We start from the raw sequence: 17,879 nt of genomic DNA, 5'->3' as shown, positions 1-17,879 counted from the left end.
ACGCGGCGCGGCTCGCCCTGATGGCCGGGCCCGCCGCGTTCTTCGCGGTGTTCTTCGCCTACCCCGTCGCGGCCATCGTCGCCCGGGGCCTCACGGCCGACGGCACCTGGCGGTTCGGGCGGTTCGCCGAGGTGCTGGCCGAGCCCGGCATCCGGCAGGTGCTGTGGTTCACCACCTGGCAGGCGCTCGTCTCCACCGCGCTCACCCTGCTGATCGCGCTGCCCGGCGCCTACGCCTTCGCCCGCCTCGACTTCCCCGGCAAACAGGTCCTGCGGGCCGTGGTGACCGTGCCGTTCGTGCTGCCGACCGTCGTCGTGGGCACCGCCTTCCTCGCCCTGGTCGGGCGCGGCGGGCTCCTCGACGAACTGTGGGGGGTGCGCCTGGACACCACCGTGTGGGCGATCCTGCTCGCCCACGTCTTCTTCAACTACGCGGTCGTCGTCCGCACCGTCGGCGGACTCTGGTCCCAGCTCGACCCCCGCCAGGAAGAGGCCGCGCGGATGCTCGGCGCCTCCCGGCTCGCCGCCTGGCGCCGGGTGACGCTCCCGGCGCTCGGCCCCGCCGTGGCCGCCGCCGCGCTGATGGTGTTCCTGTTCACCTTCACCTCCTTCGCCGTCGTCCAGATCCTCGGCGGGCCCGCCTTCTCCACCCTGGAGGTGGAGATCTACCGGCAGACCTCGCAGGTCTTCGACCTGTCCACGGCCGCCGTGCTGACCCTGGTCCAGTTCGCCGCGGTCGGCGCCGTCCTCGCCGTGCACGCCTGGACGGTGCGGCGCCGCGAGAGCGCCCTCCGGCTGGTCGATCCCGCGGGCACCGCGCGCCGGCCGCGCGGCGCCGGCCAGTGGGCGCTGCTCGGCGGGGTGCTGGCCACCATCGCCGTACTGCTGGTGCTGCCGCTCGCCGTCCTGGTCGAACGGTCACTCGCCGCCCCCGGCTTCGGCTACTACCGGGCGCTGACCCGCGAGGACGGCGGCGCCTTCCTCGTGCCGCCCATCGACGCCGTCGGCAACTCCCTGCGCTACGCGCTCGCCGCCACCGCCATCGCCGTGGTGATCGGCGCCCTGGCCGCCGCCGCGCTCGCCCGGCGCGACGCGGGCCGCCTGGTACGCGGCTTCGACGCCCTGCTGATGCTGCCGCTCGGCGTCTCCGCGGTCACCGTCGGCTTCGGTTTCCTCATCGCCCTGGACGAACCCCCGCTGGACCTGCGCTCCTCCTGGCTCCTGGTGCCGCTGGCCCAGGCCCTGGTCGGCGTGCCGTTCGTGGTGCGGACGATGCTGCCGGTGCTGCGCGCGGTGGACGGACGGCTGCGGGAGGCCGCGGCGGTGCTCGGCGCGTCCCCCTGGCGGGTGTGGCGCGAGGTCGATCTGCCGCTGGTGCGGCGGGCGTTGCTGATCGCGGCCGGTTTCGCGTTCGCCGTGTCGCTCGGCGAGTTCGGCGCGACGGTGTTCATCGCGCGGCCGGACAACCCGACGCTGCCGGTCGCGGTGGCCCGGCTGCTGGGCCGGCCGGGACAGATGAACTACGGCCAGGCGATGGCCCTTTCGACGATTCTGATGGTGGTGTGCGCGGTGGCCCTGCTGGTGCTGGAGCGGCTGCGCACCGATCGGGGCGGGGAGTTCTAGGGATGTTGCTGAGTCTGCGGGAGGCGACCGTCCGCTTCGGCGGGCGGGCCGTGCTCGACGCCGTCGACCTCGACGTCGCCGAACACCAGGTGGTGTGCGTGCTCGGGCCGAGCGGCAGCGGCAAATCCACGCTGCTGCGCGCCGTCGCCGGGCTCCAGCCGCTGGACGCCGGGCGGGTGCTGCTCGACGGACGGGACCAGGACGGGGTGCCGGCGCACCGGCGGGAGGTCGGGCTGATGTTCCAGGACCACCAGCTCTTCCCGCAGCGGGACGTGGCCGGAAACGTCGCCTTCGGGCCCCGGATGCGGGGCGCGTCCCGGGCCGAACAGCAGGCCCGGACCGCGGAGTTGCTGGAGCTGGTCGGTCTGCCCGGCGCGGCCCGCAGAGCGGTGGCCGCCCTGTCCGGCGGCGAGCAGCAGCGGGTGGCGCTGGCCCGCGCCCTCGCGCCGCGGCCCCGGTTGCTGATGCTGGACGAACCGCTGGGCCAGCTCGACCGCTCCCTGCGCGAACGGCTCGTGGTGGAACTGCGGGAGCTGTTCGGCCGGCTGGGGACCACCGTGCTCGCCGTGACGCACGACCAGGGCGAGGCGTTCGCGCTGGCCGACCGGGTGGTGGTGATGCGGGACGGGCAGATCGCCCAGTCGGGCACGCCGCTGGAGGTGTGGCAGCGGCCCGCCGACGCCTTCGTGGCGCGCTTCCTCGGCTTCGACAACGTGGTCGGGGCGACCGTCACGGGCGAGGCCGCGGACACCCCGTGGGGCAAGGTGCCGGTCCCGCGGAACGCCCCGCAGGGCGCCCGTACGCTGCTGGTCCGCCCGGCCGGCGTCCGTCTGGTCGAGGCCGGGGCGGGCCTGCGCTGCACCGTCACCGCGCGCACCTTCCGCGGCACCCACGTCACCGTCCTCCTGCGGCCGGGCGACGCCCCCAGCCTGGAGGCCGCCTGCCCGCTGCGCTCGGCCCCGGCCCCCGGTGAGGAGGTCGGCGTGGAGTTCGACCCGGCCGAGACGGTGGTGCTGGACTGAGCGTCCGGCGAGGTGCCGCCGGGCAGGGCCGTGGCCCGTCTCCCGGGTGGGGACGGGCCACGGTGGTGCGGGTGGTGCGGGGTCAGCCGGCGTTGCCGGCGCCGCGGCGGCGCAGGCCGAAGAAGATGGCGCCGCCACCGATGGCGACCAGGGCGGCCGCGATACCGGCGATCAGGCCGGTGTTGGAGTCGGCACCGGTCTCGGCGAGGTTGGACTCGCCGACCGCCGGGGACGGGGCGTTGCCAAAGCCGCCCGCCGGGACGGTGCTCTCGCTCTCCGAGGCGGCCGGGGACGACTCGGACGGGGCCGGGGCCGGGGAGTCGGACTCCTCGGGGGCGGGGGAGGTCTCGGACGGCGACGGGGCCGGCGGCTCCTCCGTCGCGCAGGCGGTGCCCGGGGTCGTGAGGTTCGGCTTGATGTCCTCGTCGACGTACCGGTCGGCCTTGACGTGGACGCGGTACTCGGCGTTGGGCTGCCAGTCCGCTGCGAAGGTGATGGTCTCGCCCTTCCGGGAGCCCTTGACCACCTGCTCGCCGATCTTCCGGGCGTCGGCGCCGTTGTTCTGGAGGTAGACGGTGACCGTGGCCGGGATGCCGGCCGGGTCGACGTCGGTCACGGTGATGACGCCCTTGTCGCCGTCGCAGACGGCCTGGGCGGAGAACTCGCTGATGTCGCAGGCGAGGGCGTTGCCGGCGGCGCCGAACGCCAGGGCCGCGGAGGCCGAGACGACGCCGAGGACACGGAGGCCACGGCGGGTGGCCGTGCGGCTGGGTATGGACAGGACTGCCACGTTTGTCCTTTACGAAGCGCTGATGCGGGGGGTGGAAGGGGCGCTGACGTGACGTCAGCGCCCCGGGAGCCTCACTGGTCTATAAGCGGAGCGTAAGCAGTGTCAACGCATATGCCCGCAGGGGGCAGGGGCTTTGCTCACTTATTAACCACGGAGACGTTTCAACACTTCGGAAGGTTGTACGAGTTCTGGCCGACGATCGTGATCTCCCCCACGGTGAGGCCGAGTTGGTCAGCCCTCGATGGCCGCCGGGTCCATCCAGACGACCTCCCAGGTGTGGCCGTCCAGGTCGTCGAAGGCCCGGCCGTACATGAAGCCGAGGTCCTGCGTCTGGCCGGTGACCGATCCGCCCGCGGCGACGGCCCGGTCGACCATCTCGTCGACCTTGGCGCGGCTCTCCGCGCTGAGCGCCAGGAGCACCTCGCTGCTCCGGGTGGCGTCCACGATCTCCTTCTTCGTGAACTGCCCGTACTTCTCGTGGGTGAGCAGCATCGCCACGATGGTGTCGCTGATCACGATCGAGGCGGCCGTCTCGTCGCTGAACCGGGGGTCGTTGCGAAAGCCCAGCTCGGCGAAGAACGCCTTCGAGGCGTCGAGGTCGCGCACGGCCAGGTTCACGAAGATCATCTGCTGGTACATGGGGTCTCCCGTCGGGGTGTGCCGTTGTCGTGCCGTACAGGGGGTAGACCGGGCGGGAGGCCGAAAGTCATCGCCGCCCCGGGAAGGGAGGTCCCGGGGCGGCGAGGGGCCCGTCGGTCAGCGGCCCAGCGGCAGCGCGGCCAGCGCCGCCACGATCAGTGTCAGCGGGCCGAAGAGGGCCAGCAGCGCCCCCGCCCGCACCGCCGCCGCGGCCCGCAGCGTCGCCGGGGGCGCCCCCAGCCGCAGCAGCGCCTCGGTGGTCTCGGCCCGGTCGTGCTTGGCCTCCACCGCGGCGATGAGCAGGGTGGCCACCGCGCAGCCGGCCACCAGGACCGCGCCGAGGGTGCCCAGCGGACCGAACGACGGCCCGTCCCCGGCGTGGAGCACCGCCGCCGCGTAGGCCGCCGACGCCACCGCGCAGACGACGCCGAGCGGGCGGCCGACGCGGTGCGCCTCCTCCATCAGGACGCGGCCGGCCAGCAGCCGCAGCGCGCCGGGGCGCACCGCCTGCAGGAGCCGGCCGCACAGGTGGGTCAGGCCGGGCCCGGCCATCGCCAGGCCGAGCGCGGTCAGCGTCCAGCCGGCGAGGACACCGGCGGCCGGGACGGCGCCGGGCGCGACGCCGGTGGTGCGGCCCGCGTACGTCTCGACGGCGAGGCCCGCGGCGAGGACGGCGATGCCCCAGGGGAGCGTGCCGGCCCCCGGGCGGGGCGCCGCCGGCGCGAGGGCGGGGGCGCCCGCGGCGGCCGGATCGGCGGCCCGCGCGCCCGGAGCGCCGGGCGCGTCCGCCGTGCCCACCGCGCCCGCCGGGCCGGCGGGATCCTCCGTCCCGGGAGCCCCGGCGGTCACCGCGGACACCGCGCCCGCCGGCACCGCGCTCGCCTGCCCCGGGCCCGGCGTGACCGTGCTGTGCGCCACCTCCGGGCCCGCCGTGACCACCGTGGGCGTCGACCCCCGCGCGGCCACCGCCCCGCTCGCCGTCGCCCCGCCGGACGCGCCGGTGGCGGAGCGGCGGGCGCCGAAGCGTCCGTAGGCGCCGAAGGTCTCGCGGGCCGCTCCCCAGCCGTACGCCCCGAAGCGGCCGTGGTGGCGGGTGCCCGGGGCCTCGGCGGGCCGGGGCGCCTCACGGGGCCGCAGGGCGAGGGCCACCGCGCAGGACGCGGTCGCCGGCACCAGCGCCAGCAGGGTCAGCGCGGCCGGGTAGGGCAGCGGGTGCCCGGCGGCCAGGCTGCCGGCGGCGGCGCCGTCGAAGGGCATGCCGGACAGGTCGCCGCGCAGGTGCAGGAAGAAGAGCAGGGCCAGCAGCGAGCCGAGGACGCAGGCGAGGGCGGTGGTCGTCGCGGAGACGGCCATCATCCGGCCGGGCCCCAGCCCGATGGCGGACAGCCCGGTGCGGGGCCGGGTGCCGGGGTCGGTCCGGGCGACGGCGACGGCGAGGTAGACGGTGGCGGCGAGGGGAGCCGCGCACCAGGCCAGCCGGAGCGCGGAGGCGCCGGCCGTCTCGGGGTGGCCCAGCGCGTGGCCGAGGGCGCACAGCAGCAGGAAGCCCGTGCCCCCCGAGGCCGCGGCGACGAGCAGACGGCGCCCCTGGACGGCGAGGTGCGCGCCGCGGCTCAGACGGAGAGCGAGCACGCCGCCCGGCCTTCCGTCCCGGCGGGGCCCGCGGTCCCGGCGGCCGTGGTGGTCTCGGCGGCCGGCGGCAGGTGCACGGTCTTCACGCGCCGGCCGTCGAGCAGCGCCACGGTGCGGTCGGCGAGGGCGGCGGTGCGCGCGTCGTGGGTGGCGAGGACGACGGTGATGCCGTGCGAGCGGGCCGCCGTGGTGAGGGTGCGCAGCACCTGGGCGCGGTCGGCGCGGTGCAGGGGCGCCGTCGGCTCGTCGGCGAACAGGACCGAGGGCCCGACGGCGAGGGCGCGGGCGATGCAGACGCGCTGGCGTTCGGACTGGCGCAGCTCGTGCGGGCGGCGCCGGGCCCGGTCGCCGACGTCGAGGCGCTCCAGCCACTCCAGGGCGGCGGTCTTGGCCCGGCGGCGGCCGGTGCCGCGCAGCATCAGCGGCAGGGCCGTGTTCTCCCAGGCGTTCAGCTCGGGGACGAGCGCGGGGGCCGGGTCGATCCAGCCGAAGCGGTCGCGGCGCAGCCGTTCGCGGCTGAGCGGGCCCATGGTGTGGACGGGCACGCTGTTGAACCAGACCTCGCCCTCCTGGGGGCGGATCATCCCCGACAGGCAGCGCAGCAGGGTCGTCTTGCCGCTGCCGCGCGGTCCGCTGACGGCGAGGATCTCGCCCTCCCGGACGCCGAGCGAGACGCCGCTGAGCGCGGGAGTGCCGTCGTGGTGCTGGAAGTGCAGGGCGCGGGCCCAGAGCACGTCGTTGTCCGGCGGGGCCTCCATGGGCGTACACCTCGGTTCTGATCCGTGTTTCCCGGGTCCGTCCCCCCTTTCGGGTGAACGACGGCGGGGCCGATCGGTCACTCGGCACGCTAGGCAGTCACCACGGGGAGGCCGGACAGCACGCGGCCCCGGGCCGTCAATTCTCACTCGAAAGGACGACGCCGGGGCTGTGGAGGACCCTCGTTCGCGTGAAACGCGGGGGTGGGGGTGGACGGGTGGGGGTCAGAGCTGGGCCCATGCCTCCGTCAGCGTCGCGCGCAGGATCTGCTCGATCTCGTCGAAGGTCCCCTGGTCGGAGATGAGCGGCGGGGCGAGCTGGATGACCGGGTCGCCGCGGTCGTCGGCCCGGCAGTACAGGCCGTTCTCGTAGAGCTCGCGGGAGAGGAAGCCGTACAGGACGCGCTCGGTCTCCTCCTCGTCGAAGGACTCCTTGGTGGTCTTGTCCTTGACGAGTTCGATGCCGTAGAAGAAGCCGTTGCCGCGGACGTCGCCGACGATCGGCAGGTCGTGCAGCTTCTCCAGGGTGGCGCGGAAGGCGCCCTCGTTGTCGAGGACGTGCCGGTTCAGGCCCTCGCGCTCGAAGAGGTCGAGGTTGGCGAGGGCGACGGCGGCGGAGACGGGGTGGCCGCCGAAGGTGTAGCCGTGCAGGAAGGTGTTGTCGCCCTGGTAGAAGGGCTCGGCGAGCCGGTCGGAGACGATGCACGCGCCGATGGGGGAGTACCCGGAGGTCATGCCCTTGGCGCAGGTGATCATGTCCGGGACGTAGTCGAACTTGTCGCAGGCGAAGGTGGTGCCGAGGCGGCCGAAGGCGCAGATGACCTCGTCCGAGACGAGCAGCACGTCGTACTGGTCGCAGATCTCGCGCACCCGGCGGAAGTAGCCGGGCGGGGGCGGGAAGCAGCCGCCCGCGTTCTGCACCGGCTCCAGGAAGACGGCGGCGACGGTCTCCGGGCCCTCGAAGAGGATCTGCTGCTCGATCTGGTCGGCGGCCCAGCGGCCGAACGCCTCGGGGTCGTCGCCGTGGATCGGGGCGCGGTAGATGTTGGTGTTCGGCACCTTGTGGGCGCCGGGGACGAGCGGCTCGAACGGGGCCTTGAGGCCGGGCAGTCCGGTGATGGACAGGGCGCCCTGCGGGGTGCCGTGGTAGGCGACCGCGCGGGAGACGACCTTGTACTTGGTCGGCTTGCCGACGAGCTTGAAGTACTGCTTGGCGAGCTTCCAGGCGGTCTCGACGGCCTCGCCGCCGCCGGTGGTGAAGAAGACCTTGTTGAGGTCGCCGGGCGCCTCGTGGGCCAGGCGCTCCGCGAGTTCGACGGCCTTGGGGTGGGCGTAGGACCACACCGGGAAGAAGGCCAGCTCCTGGGCCTGCTTCATGGCGGTCTCGGCCAGCTCCGTGCGGCCGTGCCCGGCCTGGACCACGAACAGGCCGGCGAGGCCGTCGAGGTAGCGCTTGCCCCGGTCGTCGTAGATGTGCACGCCCTCGCCCCGCACGATGGTGGGGACGGGCGCCTTCTCGTACGACGACATGCGGGTGAAGTGCATCCACAGGTGGTCGTACGCGGTCCGGCTGAGATCCTTGTCGGTGCTCACGATTATCGGGTTCCCCACATGTAGGTCTGCTTCTTGAGCCTGAGGTAGACGAAGCTCTCGGTGGAGCGCACTCCGGGGACGGCCCGGATGCGTTTGTTGATGACGTCCAGCAGGTGGTCGTCGTCCTCGCAGACGACCTCCACCATCAGGTCGAACGAGCCCGCCGTCATCACCACGTACTCGCACTCCGACATGGCGGCCAGCGCGTCGGCGACCGCGTCCACGTCGCCCTCCACGTTGACGCCGACCATGGCCTGGCGCAGGAAGCCCACGGTGAGCGGGTCCGTGACCGCGACGATCTGCATCACGCCCTGGTCGAGCAGCTTCTGGACGCGCTGGCGCACGGCCGCCTCCGACAGGCCCACGGCCTTGCCGATGGCGGCGTACGGCCGGCGGCCGTCCTCCTGGAGCTGCTCGATGATGGCGAGGGAGACGGCGTCCAGCGGGGGGCCGCCGTTCCGGGACTCGCGGGGGTCCTTCTTCTCTGCGCTTCGACTGGCCACGGCCTCACTGTGCACCACGGATCGGCAGTTTCGCAAGCCAAATGCGATGAAATTCGTTGTCTGTGACGCCTCAGCCTGCGGATTTCGCAACGTCAGGGGGAGTGGGGGTGTTGAAAACGTGGAGTCACGGATTAGGGTGGGTGTCTCAGAGAATGGACACCCCGAACTTGGAGGGCCGGCAGTGAGCACCGAGCTGCGTCGACTGCGCAACCACATCGACGGCGAGTTCCGGGACGCCGCCGACGGGCGGACCACCGAGGTGGTCAACCCCGCCACCGGCGAGGCGTACGCGACCGCGCCGCTGTCCGGGCAGGCGGACGTCGACGCCGCCATGGCGGCCGCCGCCGCGGCCTTCCCGGCCTGGCGCGACACCACGCCCGCCGAGCGGCAGCGGGCCCTCCTGAAGATCGCCGACGCGTTCGAGGAACGGGCCGAGGAACTCGTCGCGGCCGAGGTGGAGAACACGGGCAAGCCCGTCGGGCTGACCCGCACCGAGGAGATCCCGCCGATGGTCGACCAGATCCGCTTCTTCGCGGGCGCGGCCCGGATGCTGGAGGGCCGCAGCGCCGGCGAGTACATGGAGGGCCTGACCTCCCTCGTCCGCCGCGAGCCGATCGGCGTCTGCGCGCAGGTCGCGCCGTGGAACTACCCGATGATGATGGCCGTGTGGAAGTTCGCCCCGGCGCTCGCCGCGGGCAACACGGTCGTCCTCAAGCCGTCCGACACCACCCCGGCCTCCACGGTCCTCATCGCCGACATCATCGGCTCGGTGCTGCCCAAGGGCGTCTTCAACGTGATCTGCGGCGACCGCGACACCGGCCGCATGATGGTCGAGCACCCGACCCCGGCGATGGCCTCCATCACCGGCTCGGTGCGGGCCGGCATGTCCGTCGCCGAGTCGGCCGCCAAGGACCTCAAGCGGGTCCACCTGGAACTGGGCGGCAAGGCGCCCGTCGTCGTCTTCGAGGACACCGACATCCCCAAGGCCGTCGAGGACATCTCCGTCGCCGGCTTCTTCAACGCCGGCCAGGACTGCACGGCGGCGACCCGCGTGCTCGTGCACGAGTCGATCCACGACGAGTTCGTGGCCGCGCTCGCCAAGGCCGCCGCCGAGACCAGGACCGGACAGCCGGACGACGAGGACGTGCTCTACGGCCCCCTCAACAACCCGGCCCAGCTCGCCCAGGTCTCCGGCTTCGTCGAGCGGCTGCCCGCCCACGCCAAGGTCGAGGCCGGCGGCCACCGGGTCGGCGACCGGGGCTACTTCTACGCGCCCACCGTCGTCTCGGGCCTCCGGCAGGACGACGAGATCATCCAGAAGGAGGTCTTCGGCCCGGTCATCACCGTCCAGTCCTTCACCGACGAGGACCAGGCCGTGGAGTGGGCCAACGGCGTCGAGTACGCCCTCGCCTCCTCCGTCTGGACCAAGGACCACGGCCGCGCCATGCGGATGTCCAAGAAGCTCGACTTCGGCTGCGTCTGGATCAACACCCACATCCCGCTGGTCGCCGAGATGCCCCACGGCGGCTTCAAGAAGTCCGGCTACGGCAAGGACCTCTCGGCCTACGGCTTCGACGACTACACCCGCGTCAAGCACGTGATGACGTCCCTCGACGCCTGAGCCCTCCCCGGCCACCACCCCGCCCCCGGAAGCCGGCAGCCGCCCGGGGGCGGGGTGCCGCCTCCGGTGCGGAACCTTCCGCGCCCGCGCGGAGTCCTTCCCCGTGTCATGCCCGTGACGAACACTTCGCGGCCCCCGGAGGCCGTCGGCGCCGCCACGTGGGGGGCCGGCGGCGGCCTGGGCCCTGCACGACGCCGAGGAACTGGCCACCGCGGCCGCCTGGGTGCGGCGCAACGCGCCCGTCCTGCGCGAGCGGTACCCGGCGGTGCCCGAGGCGGTGTGGCGCCGGGCCGCGTCCGTCGACCGGCGCGAATTCACCGTGGCCGTCGCCCTGGTGGGCCTGTACGTCGCCGCCGCGGCAGCCGCGGGCCGGGCGAGCGGCGGGCGTTCGGCCTTCTACCAGTGCGTGCTGTACGGCTTCGGACTGCACGCACTGGTCCACATCGGGCAGGCGGCGGCCCTGCGCCGCTACACCCCGGGCTCGGTCACCTCACCGCTCGTGGTCGTCCCGTTCACCCTGTGGGCGCGCGGACGGCTGCGCCGCGCCGGGGTGTTGCGGCCCACGCGCCCGCGCGACCTCGTGATCGCCCCCGGCGGCGCGGGCGCCGTCGCGGTCGCCGCGCACGCCGTGGCGCAGGGGCTGCTCGCCGCCGGGGACCGGCCCCGGCGGCGGACGGCTGCCGGCGGCGCGCTCAGCGGGGGCGGAGGGCGGTGAGGAGGGGGACGCGGTTCGTGGTGATGGAGTCGACGCCCAGGCGGAGCATGCGGCGCAGCGAGCGGCGGGTGTCGGGGGTCCACACCGACAGCAGGAGTCCGTCGCGGTGGACCCGGCCGACGAGGTCCGCGTCCACCAGCCCGAAGCGGTAGTTGAGCCAGCGCGGGCGCACCGCCGCCAGCACGCCGGCCCGCGGCGGGGCGAGCGAGGTCCAGGTCAGGGCGATCTCGGCGGAGGGATCGGCGGCCCGCACGGCGAGCATGGTCCGGGCGCCCGCGCAGTAGTACACCCGCTCCCGCGCCCCGCAGGCGTCGACCACCTCGACGATGCGCCGCACCGACCGCGGGCCGGGGGACCCGGGCAGGTCCAGCATCACCCGGCTGCCCTCCGTCGCGGCGAGGGCCTCGGCGAGCGTGGGCACCCCGCCCGAGGTCACCGCGCGCACCTCGTCGGCGGAGAGCGAGCCCAGCGGACGGTCGTGCCCCCACAGCCGTTTCAGCGTCTCGTCGTGCAGCAGCACCGGGACGCCGTCCCGGGTCAGACGGACGTCGATCTCCACCGCGTCCGCGCGCCGGCCGAGCGCGGAGCGCAGCGAGCCGAGGGTGTTCTCGCGGACGTGGTACGGGTCGCCGCGGTGGGCCACGGCGGTCACGGTCTGCATGGCGGCATTCTCCCTCGGGCCGGCCGGGCGGCTCAGGCCGCGGTCCGGCGGTCGGTGTACGCGTCGATCTCCGCGAGGATCCGCGCCTTGCCCGCCTCGTCGAGGAAGGAGGCGCGCACCGCGTTGCGGGCCAGGGCGGCGACACCCCGCTCGTCGAGGCCGAGCAGCCGGGCCGCGACCGCGTACTCGTTGTTCAGGTCGGTGCCGAACATCGGCGGGTCGTCGGAGTTGACCGTCACCAGGACCCCGGCGCGCGCGAACTCCTTGAGCGGGTGCTCGTCCAGCGACGCCACGGCGCGCGTGGCGATGTTCGAGGTCGGGCACACCTCCAGCGGGATGCGCCGTTCGGCCAGGTACGCCAGCAACTCGGGGTCGCGGGCGGCGCTCGTGCCGTGGCCGATGCGCTCGGCGCGCAGGTCGCGCAGCGCGTCCCACACCGTCTGCGGGCCGGTCGTCTCGCCCGCGTGCGGGACCGAGTGCAGCCCGGCGGCGATCGCGCGGTCGAAGTACGGCTTGAACTGCGACCGGCCCACCCCGATCTCGGGCCCGCCGAGCCCGAAGGACACCAGCCCCTCCGGGCGCACCCGGTCGTCGGTGGCCAGCCGCGCCGTCTCCTCGGCGGAGTCGAGGCCCGCCTCCCCGGGGATGTCGAAGCACCAGCGCAGCACGGTCCCGAAGTCGGCCTCGGCCGAGCGGCGGGCGTCCTCGATGGCGTCCATGAACGCGCCCTCGTCGATGCCCCGCCGGGTGGAGGAGTACGGGGTGATGGTCAGTTCCGCGTAGCGCACCTGCTGGCGGGCCATGTCCCGCGCCACCTCGTAGGTGAGCAGCCGGACGTCCTCCGGGGTGCGGATCAGGTCCACCACCGACAGGTACACGTCGATGAAGTGGGCGAAGTCCGTGAAGGTGAAGTAGTCCGCGAGCGCTTCGGGATCGGTGGGCACCTTGGAGTCCGGGTGGCGGGCGGCGAGTTCGGCCACGATGCGGGGGGAGGCGGAGCCCACGTGGTGGACGTGCAACTCGGCCTTGGGCAGCCCGGCGATGAACGCGTGCAGGTCGCGCGGGACCTCGGGGTCGACGAGGCGCTGGGTCAAGGGTTCCTCCCCGGAACGGCGTCCCGGGCCGTCCGGCGGCGGGACGCGGTGATCGGCTGATCGGCGGTGCGGGGATCATCGTAGGCCCGGCCCCCGCCGGGCAGGCTCTGGCCGTAGCATGACGGGACGTTCGACAGAGGGGAACCCGCGCATGTCCGACGACGCGCTGCCGCCGAGAGCCGGTGCGCAGCCTCCGGAAGGCCCCGGCGACGGCTTCGGACCGGCGCCGACCCCACGGGTCGACCTGGACAAGGGCGCTACGGGCGGCGCCCCCGCCGAGCCCGGTCCGTGGGCGCCGCCCCCGAACGACGCCGGGCCGGGCCAGGGCCCCGGCGAGACCGTCGTCTCCGGCCCGATGCCCCCGTGGCCGGGTCCCTCCGTGCACGACCAGCAGACGGTCACCTCCCTGCCCTCCCCGGGCGACGGCCCCGCCCCCTCGCCGTGGGCCGCCCCCGCCGCGAACCCGGCGCCGGACACCGGCGGCCCCTTCGCCGCGCCCGGCGGGCCGGCCACGCCGTCCGCCCCCGCGCCCAACCCGTTCGCGGCGCCCGAGGACCGGCCGTCGCCCCCGCCGGGCCCCGCGGCCGGCGCCGGGCACGTGCCCTACGGCTACCCGCCCGGGCCCGCCTACCCGGGCGGCCCCGCCTACCCGGCGCAGGGCGGCTACGGTTCCGTGCCCGCGCAGGGCTACTACGGCTGGACCGGCATGCCGCCCGAGCCGAGCAACGGGATGGGCACCGCGGGCCTGGTCCTCGGCATCATCTCGGCGGTCATCTTCTGCCTCTGGCCGGTGACGATCATCCTCGGCGTGCTCGGGATCATCTTCGGCTCGATAGGCCGGGCCAAGGCCGCGCGGGGAGAGGCCGACAACGGGGGGCAGGCGCTGGCCGGCCTGATCTGCGGCATCGTCGGCGTCGTCCTGAGCTGCTTCGGCGCGGTGGTCTCGATCCTCTAGCACCGTCGGGCGCCCGTCCTGGTGCTCCGGGCGGGGGCGGGACGGGGGGACCGGCCCGCCCCCGCCCGGCGGCGCCCCGGTCCCGGCCCCACCCGCCCGCGCCGGAGTGCGAGCCCCTGCGGGCCCGGCCGTCCGGACGCCTCGCCCGGGTGTCTCCCGGCGCCGCCGCGATTCCGCTCCCGCCGGCCGTCCGGGCCCGCGCTGCCGACTCAGGTCGCGGGGCCGTGCCGTTGTCGGCGTGCGGGGTGCTCCGGGTGGCTGTCTCCGGACGGCCGGCGCGACGACGTGGCGCCGGCCGTGGGCCCGCGCCGGCCGCGGGGCCGAGTGGCTGACCGTGCGCGTGCGCCCCGCCCGGCCGCGGGGCCGGGTGGCTGTCCGTGCGGGTGCGCGTGTGCCTCGCCCGGCCGGCGGCGGGGGGCCGGCGCGACTGCGGTTGCGGACCGTCCACCGTGTCCGGGCCCGCCCCGCCCTCGCCCGGCCGCCGCCCGGCGCCCCGCGGCTGCCTGCCGCCCGTCGTCCGCTGCCCCCGGCGCCCTCGTCGTCGCAGTGCCGCCCGTCGTCCCCGCCCGGTCGCCCCGGGGACGCCTCACCGCACGGCCGCCTCCTCCGTGCCGCGCAGCCGGGACCGCGCCGCCATCAGGGCGAAGCCCAGCACATTGGCGCCCCGCCAGCGGGCCGGGTCGAGGGCGGCCTCGTCGTCCGGGGCCAGACCGATGCCCCAGATCCGGTCCACCGGACTGGCCTCCACCAGGACCCTGTCGCCGGTGTCCAGGAGGAACCCCCGCAGCCCGGGGTCGGCGCCGAACTTGTGGACGCTCCCCTCGACCACGATGCCGAACCGTTCGCGCTCCCACACCCCCTGGTCGAAGCCGCGTACCAGCCGCCCCGCCTTCTTCGCCTCGCCCGGATGCCCCGCCGCCAGCACGCGCCGCTCGGCCTCCGCGTCCGCGAAGAGCCGGGCCTTGGCGGCCATCATCCAGTGCTCCGCCGTCGCGTACCCGATCCCGTCCACGGTGAACGGCGCCGGCCACCACTGGCTCAGGCAACCCGGCCCGAGCCGACCGTCCGGCCGGGGCCGGTGACCCCAGAAGCACAGGTACTTCACGCGGGCGCCCGCCCGGACGCGCGTGAGCAGCGCCTCCCGGTTGAGGGCCGCGACCGCCTCCGGCACACCGGCCGTCGTCTCCTCCATGCCCGCGAGTGTGGCACGCGCCACCGACACCCCGGCCCGTCCCGCAAGGGCCCCGCATCCGGCCGTCGACAGATTCCGTCGCGTAACCAAAAGGAAACAACGGAATCACTTGTTGGACAAGCTCCCCTCTGTCAGGATCGGCACTCACATCGAGCCTGAGCCACGCCGACCCCTGTCGAGGGGGCGGTCGTCGCGGACACTTTTCGCCACGGGCCCCACGGGGACAACGAGGAGAGCCGAGATGCACCACCCGGGCAACGCCACCCCCGGCCGATTCCCGGCCGCCGAGCGCTTCGCGGACGGGGCGCAGTACATCGAGGGCCGTCTCACGCGGGGCACCTCGGGCCGGACCCACACCGTCGTCGACCCCGCGACCGGCAGCGAGGTCCTGACCTACGCCCTGGCCGGCACCGACGACGTGGACGCGGCCGTCGCCGCCGCGCGGGCGGCCTTCCCGGCCTGGGCCGGCGCCACCCCCGGCGAGCGCGCCGACGCGCTGTACCGTTTCGCCGGCGTCCTCGCCGAACGCGCCGAGGAGTTCGCGCGGGCCGAGTCGCTGCAGTGCGGGAAGCCGCTGAAGCTGACCCGCGAGTTCGACGTCCCCGGCACGGTCGACAACGCCGCCTTCTTCGCCGGGGCCGCCCGGCACCTCCAGGGCCAGTCGGCGGGGGAGTACTCCGGCGACCACACCTCGTACGTGCGCCGCGAGCCCATCGGCGTCGTCGGCTCCATCGCGCCCTGGAACTACCCGCTCCAGATGGCCGCCTGGAAGGTCCTCCCGGCGATCGCCGCGGGCAACACCATCGTCCTCAAGCCCGCCGAGACGACCCCGCTCACCTCGCTGCTCTTCGCCCGCGCGGCCACCGCCGCCGGCATCCCGGACGGCGTGGTCAACGTGGTCGCCGGCACCGGGCCCGAGGCCGGCGAACACCTCGTCGGCCATCCGGACGTGGCCATGACCTCCTTCACCGGCTCCACCGCCGTCGGCCGCCGCGTCGCAGGCATCGCCACCGCCACCGTCAAGCGGCTCCATCTGGAACTGGGCGGCAAGGCGCCCTTCCTCGTCTTCGACGACGCCGACCTGGACGCCGCCGTCCACGGCGCGGTGGCCGGGGCGCTGATCAACACCGGGCAGGACTGCACCGCCGCCACCCGCGCCTACGTGCAGCGCCCGCTGTACGAGGCGTTCGTCGAGCGGACCGCCGCGCTGATGGAGACCGTCCGGGTCGGCGACCCCTTCGCCCCCGGCACCGACCTCGGCCCGCTGGTCACCCACGCCCACCGCGACCGCGTCGCCGGTTTCGTCGACCGGGCCCGCTCCGCCGCCCGCGTCGTCACCGGCGGGAAGGCGCCCGGGGGCGAGCTGAGCGCGGGCGCCTACTACCTGCCGACGCTCATCGCGGACGCCGCCCGGGACAGCGAGGCGGTCCGCGAGGAGATCTTCGGGCCGGTCCTCGTCGTCCTGCCCTTCGACGGCGACGACGAGGGCATCCGGCTGGCCGACGACACCCCGTACGGGCTCGCCGCCTCCGCCTGGACCCGCGACGTGTACCGGGCGAACCGCGCCACCCGCGAGATCCGGGCGGGCTGCGTGTGGGTCAACGACCACATCCCGATCATCAGCGAGATGCCGCACGGCGGTTACGGGGCGTCCGGCTTCGGCAAGGACATGTCCGCCTACTCCTTCGAGGAGTACACGCAGGTCAAGCACGTCATGTTCGACAACACGGCGGTGGTCCGCAAGGACTGGCACCGCACGGTCTTCGGGGACCGATAGCCGTCACGACAGGCCGCCGATCCCGGCCGCCGCCTCCCGGAAGGGCAACACGCGCATGGAGCAGTTCCAGCCAGACCGCCTCTCCCCGGCCCAAGTGGCCGCCATGCGGCGCAGTATCCGCGGCGGCCGGGCCGCCCTGACCCGCCGCTCCCTGCTGCGCTCCGGCGCGGGCGGCCTGCTCGCGGTCGGCGGACTCGGGGCGCTGGCCGCCTGCGGCATCCCGCCGGCCGGCATCGAGCAGGGCGGCGTGCCGGCCGAGGACCGCTCGGAAGAGGACCGCACGGTCAGCTTCTCCAACTGGACCGAGTACATGGACGTCGACGACGGCGGCGGCCGGCGCCATCCGACGCTGGAGGAGTTCACCCGGCGCACCGGCATCCGGGTCACCTACACCGAGGACATCAACGACAACAGCGAGTTCTTCGGCAAGATCCAGGCCCAGCTCGCCGCCGGCCAGGAGACCGGCCGGGACGTGATGGTCCTCACCGACTGGCTCGCCGCCCGGCTGATCCGGCTCGGCTGGGTGCAGAAGCTCGACCCGGCCAACCTGCCGCACGCCTTCACCAACCTGTCGCCGCAGTTCCGCGACCCCGACTGGGACCCGGGCCGCGCCTACTCCTACCCCTGGCAGGGCATCTCCACCGTCGTCGCCTACAACAAGAAGGCGCTCGACGGCATCGAGGTCCGTTCCGTCTCCGACCTGCTCGACAACAAGAGGCTCAAGGGCCGCGTCGGCTTCCTCACCGAGATGCGCGACACCATGGGCATGATGCTGCTCGACATGGGCAAGGACCCCGCCCGTTTCACCGACGACGACTACGACGCGGCCGTGGCCCGGCTCCAGAGGGGCGTCGACACCGGGCAGATACGCCGCTTCCACGGCAACGACTACACCTCCGACCTCACCAAGGGCGACCTCGCCGCCTGCCTCGCGTGGGCCGGGGACATCGTGCAGCTCAAGGCGGACAGCCCGGACGTCGGCTTCGTCATCCCGGAGAGCGGCTACATCACCTCCAGCGACAACCTGCTGATCCCCAACCGGGCCCGGCACAAGACCAACGCCGAACGGCTCATCGACTACTACTACGAGCCCGTGGCCGCCGCCCGGCTCGCCGCCTACATCAACTTCGTCTGCCCCGTCGAGGGCGTGAAGCGGGAACTGGCGAAGATCGACCGGTCCGCGGCGGAGAACCCGCTGATCATCCCGGACGGGGAGATGCGCGCCAAGTCCCACGCCTTCCGCTCGCTGAGCGCGACGGAAGAGACGGTCTACGAAGAGAAGTTCGCAAAGCTCACTGGGGCGTGACG

Annotated in this window: 16 protein-coding genes; 7 read left to right on the top strand and 9 right to left on the bottom strand. The window is 74.4% G+C overall.

Features of this window, described 5'->3' with window-relative positions:
• Positions 1-20: 20 nt before the first annotated feature.
• The gene (locus tag VM636_RS08370; protein ID WP_037859102.1) at positions 21-1,622 is read left to right on the top strand and encodes an iron ABC transporter permease; all 1,602 of its coding nucleotides are present in this window, start codon (positions 21-23) and stop codon (positions 1,620-1,622) included.
• Between the two features lie 2 nt (positions 1,623-1,624).
• On the top strand, positions 1,625-2,644 hold the full coding sequence (locus tag VM636_RS08365) for an ABC transporter ATP-binding protein (protein ID WP_338484226.1): 1,020 nt from the start codon (positions 1,625-1,627) through the stop codon (positions 2,642-2,644).
• An 82-nt stretch (positions 2,645-2,726) separates the two neighbouring features.
• Here the strand turns inward: VM636_RS08365 and VM636_RS08360 are convergent, their stop codons facing one another.
• The 6 genes from VM636_RS08360 to VM636_RS08335 all read right to left on the bottom strand — a co-directional run bounded on the left by VM636_RS08360 (position 2,727) and on the right by VM636_RS08335 (position 8,571).
• On the bottom strand, positions 2,727-3,434 hold the full coding sequence (locus VM636_RS08360; protein ID WP_053913692.1) for an LAETG motif-containing sortase-dependent surface protein: 708 nt from the start codon (positions 3,432-3,434) through the stop codon (positions 2,727-2,729).
• Positions 3,435-3,665: 231 nt separating this feature from the next.
• On the bottom strand, positions 3,666-4,073 hold the full coding sequence (locus VM636_RS08355) for a VOC family protein (protein ID WP_030422064.1): 408 nt from the start codon (positions 4,071-4,073) through the stop codon (positions 3,666-3,668).
• A gap of 117 nt (positions 4,074-4,190) precedes the next feature.
• The gene (locus VM636_RS08350) at positions 4,191-5,705 is read right to left on the bottom strand and encodes a hypothetical protein (protein WP_030422065.1); all 1,515 of its coding nucleotides are present in this window, start codon (positions 5,703-5,705) and stop codon (positions 4,191-4,193) included.
• Positions 5,687-6,463, bottom strand: a complete 777-nt coding sequence (locus VM636_RS08345) for an ATP-binding cassette domain-containing protein (protein WP_030422066.1) — start codon at positions 6,461-6,463, stop codon at positions 5,687-5,689. The genes VM636_RS08350 and VM636_RS08345 overlap by 19 nt, the downstream gene beginning before the upstream one ends.
• A 222-nt stretch (positions 6,464-6,685) precedes the next feature.
• Positions 6,686-8,053: an aspartate aminotransferase family protein gene (locus VM636_RS08340; RefSeq protein ID WP_030422067.1), complete on the bottom strand. Its 1,368-nt coding sequence runs from the start codon at positions 8,051-8,053 to the stop codon at positions 6,686-6,688.
• 2 nt (positions 8,054-8,055) lie between these two features.
• Positions 8,056-8,571: an Lrp/AsnC family transcriptional regulator gene (locus VM636_RS08335; RefSeq protein WP_053913734.1), complete on the bottom strand. Its 516-nt coding sequence runs from the start codon at positions 8,569-8,571 to the stop codon at positions 8,056-8,058.
• Between the two features lie 166 nt (positions 8,572-8,737).
• Between VM636_RS08335 and VM636_RS08330 the strand changes: the two genes are divergently transcribed.
• Together VM636_RS08330 and VM636_RS08325 are read left to right on the top strand one after the other, a co-directional pair.
• Positions 8,738-10,177, top strand: a complete 1,440-nt coding sequence (locus VM636_RS08330) for a gamma-aminobutyraldehyde dehydrogenase (protein ID WP_030422069.1) — start codon at positions 8,738-8,740, stop codon at positions 10,175-10,177.
• 223 nt (positions 10,178-10,400) lie between these two features.
• Complete coding sequence (locus VM636_RS08325; RefSeq protein ID WP_338484222.1) at positions 10,401-10,892, top strand: HXXEE domain-containing protein; 492 nt, start codon at positions 10,401-10,403, stop codon at positions 10,890-10,892.
• Here the strand turns inward: VM636_RS08325 and VM636_RS08320 are convergent.
• Complete coding sequence (locus VM636_RS08320; RefSeq protein WP_053913693.1) at positions 10,870-11,553, bottom strand: glycerophosphodiester phosphodiesterase; 684 nt, start codon at positions 11,551-11,553, stop codon at positions 10,870-10,872. The genes VM636_RS08325 and VM636_RS08320 overlap by 23 nt on opposite strands.
• Before the next feature lie 32 nt (positions 11,554-11,585).
• Positions 11,586-12,647: an adenosine deaminase gene (locus VM636_RS08315; RefSeq protein ID WP_030422072.1), complete on the bottom strand. Its 1,062-nt coding sequence runs from the start codon at positions 12,645-12,647 to the stop codon at positions 11,586-11,588.
• 151 nt (positions 12,648-12,798) lie between these two features.
• Here VM636_RS08315 and VM636_RS08310 point away from each other — a divergent pair, with 151 nt between their 5' ends.
• Positions 12,799-13,602, top strand: coding sequence for a DUF4190 domain-containing protein (locus tag VM636_RS08310; protein WP_053913694.1), 804 nt, complete (start codon positions 12,799-12,801; stop codon positions 13,600-13,602).
• Between the two features lie 586 nt (positions 13,603-14,188).
• On the opposite strand, the gene VM636_RS08305 is transcribed toward VM636_RS08310, so the two are convergent.
• Complete coding sequence (locus VM636_RS08305) at positions 14,189-14,794, bottom strand: NADAR family protein (RefSeq protein ID WP_107091355.1); 606 nt, start codon at positions 14,792-14,794, stop codon at positions 14,189-14,191.
• Positions 14,795-15,035: 241 nt separating this feature from the next.
• Here VM636_RS08305 and VM636_RS08300 point away from each other — a divergent pair, with 241 nt between their 5' ends.
• Together VM636_RS08300 and VM636_RS08295 are read left to right on the top strand one after the other, a co-directional pair.
• Entirely contained in the window at positions 15,036-16,571 is a 1,536-nt protein-coding gene (locus tag VM636_RS08300; RefSeq protein WP_030422075.1) for a gamma-aminobutyraldehyde dehydrogenase, read from the top strand.
• Positions 16,572-16,626: 55 nt separating this feature from the next.
• A complete protein-coding gene (locus VM636_RS08295) occupies positions 16,627-17,877 on the top strand; it encodes a spermidine/putrescine ABC transporter substrate-binding protein (protein ID WP_030422076.1) in 1,251 nt (416 codons plus the stop codon).
• The last annotated feature ends 2 nt before the right edge of the window (positions 17,878-17,879 follow it).

The sequence above is a fragment of the Streptomyces sp. SCSIO 75703 genome (assembly GCF_036607905.1).
Lineage (GTDB): Bacteria > Actinomycetota > Actinomycetes > Streptomycetales > Streptomycetaceae > Streptomyces.
Note: the sequence above shows the minus strand (reverse complement) of the source record. Positions and strands in the feature narration are given on the sequence as shown.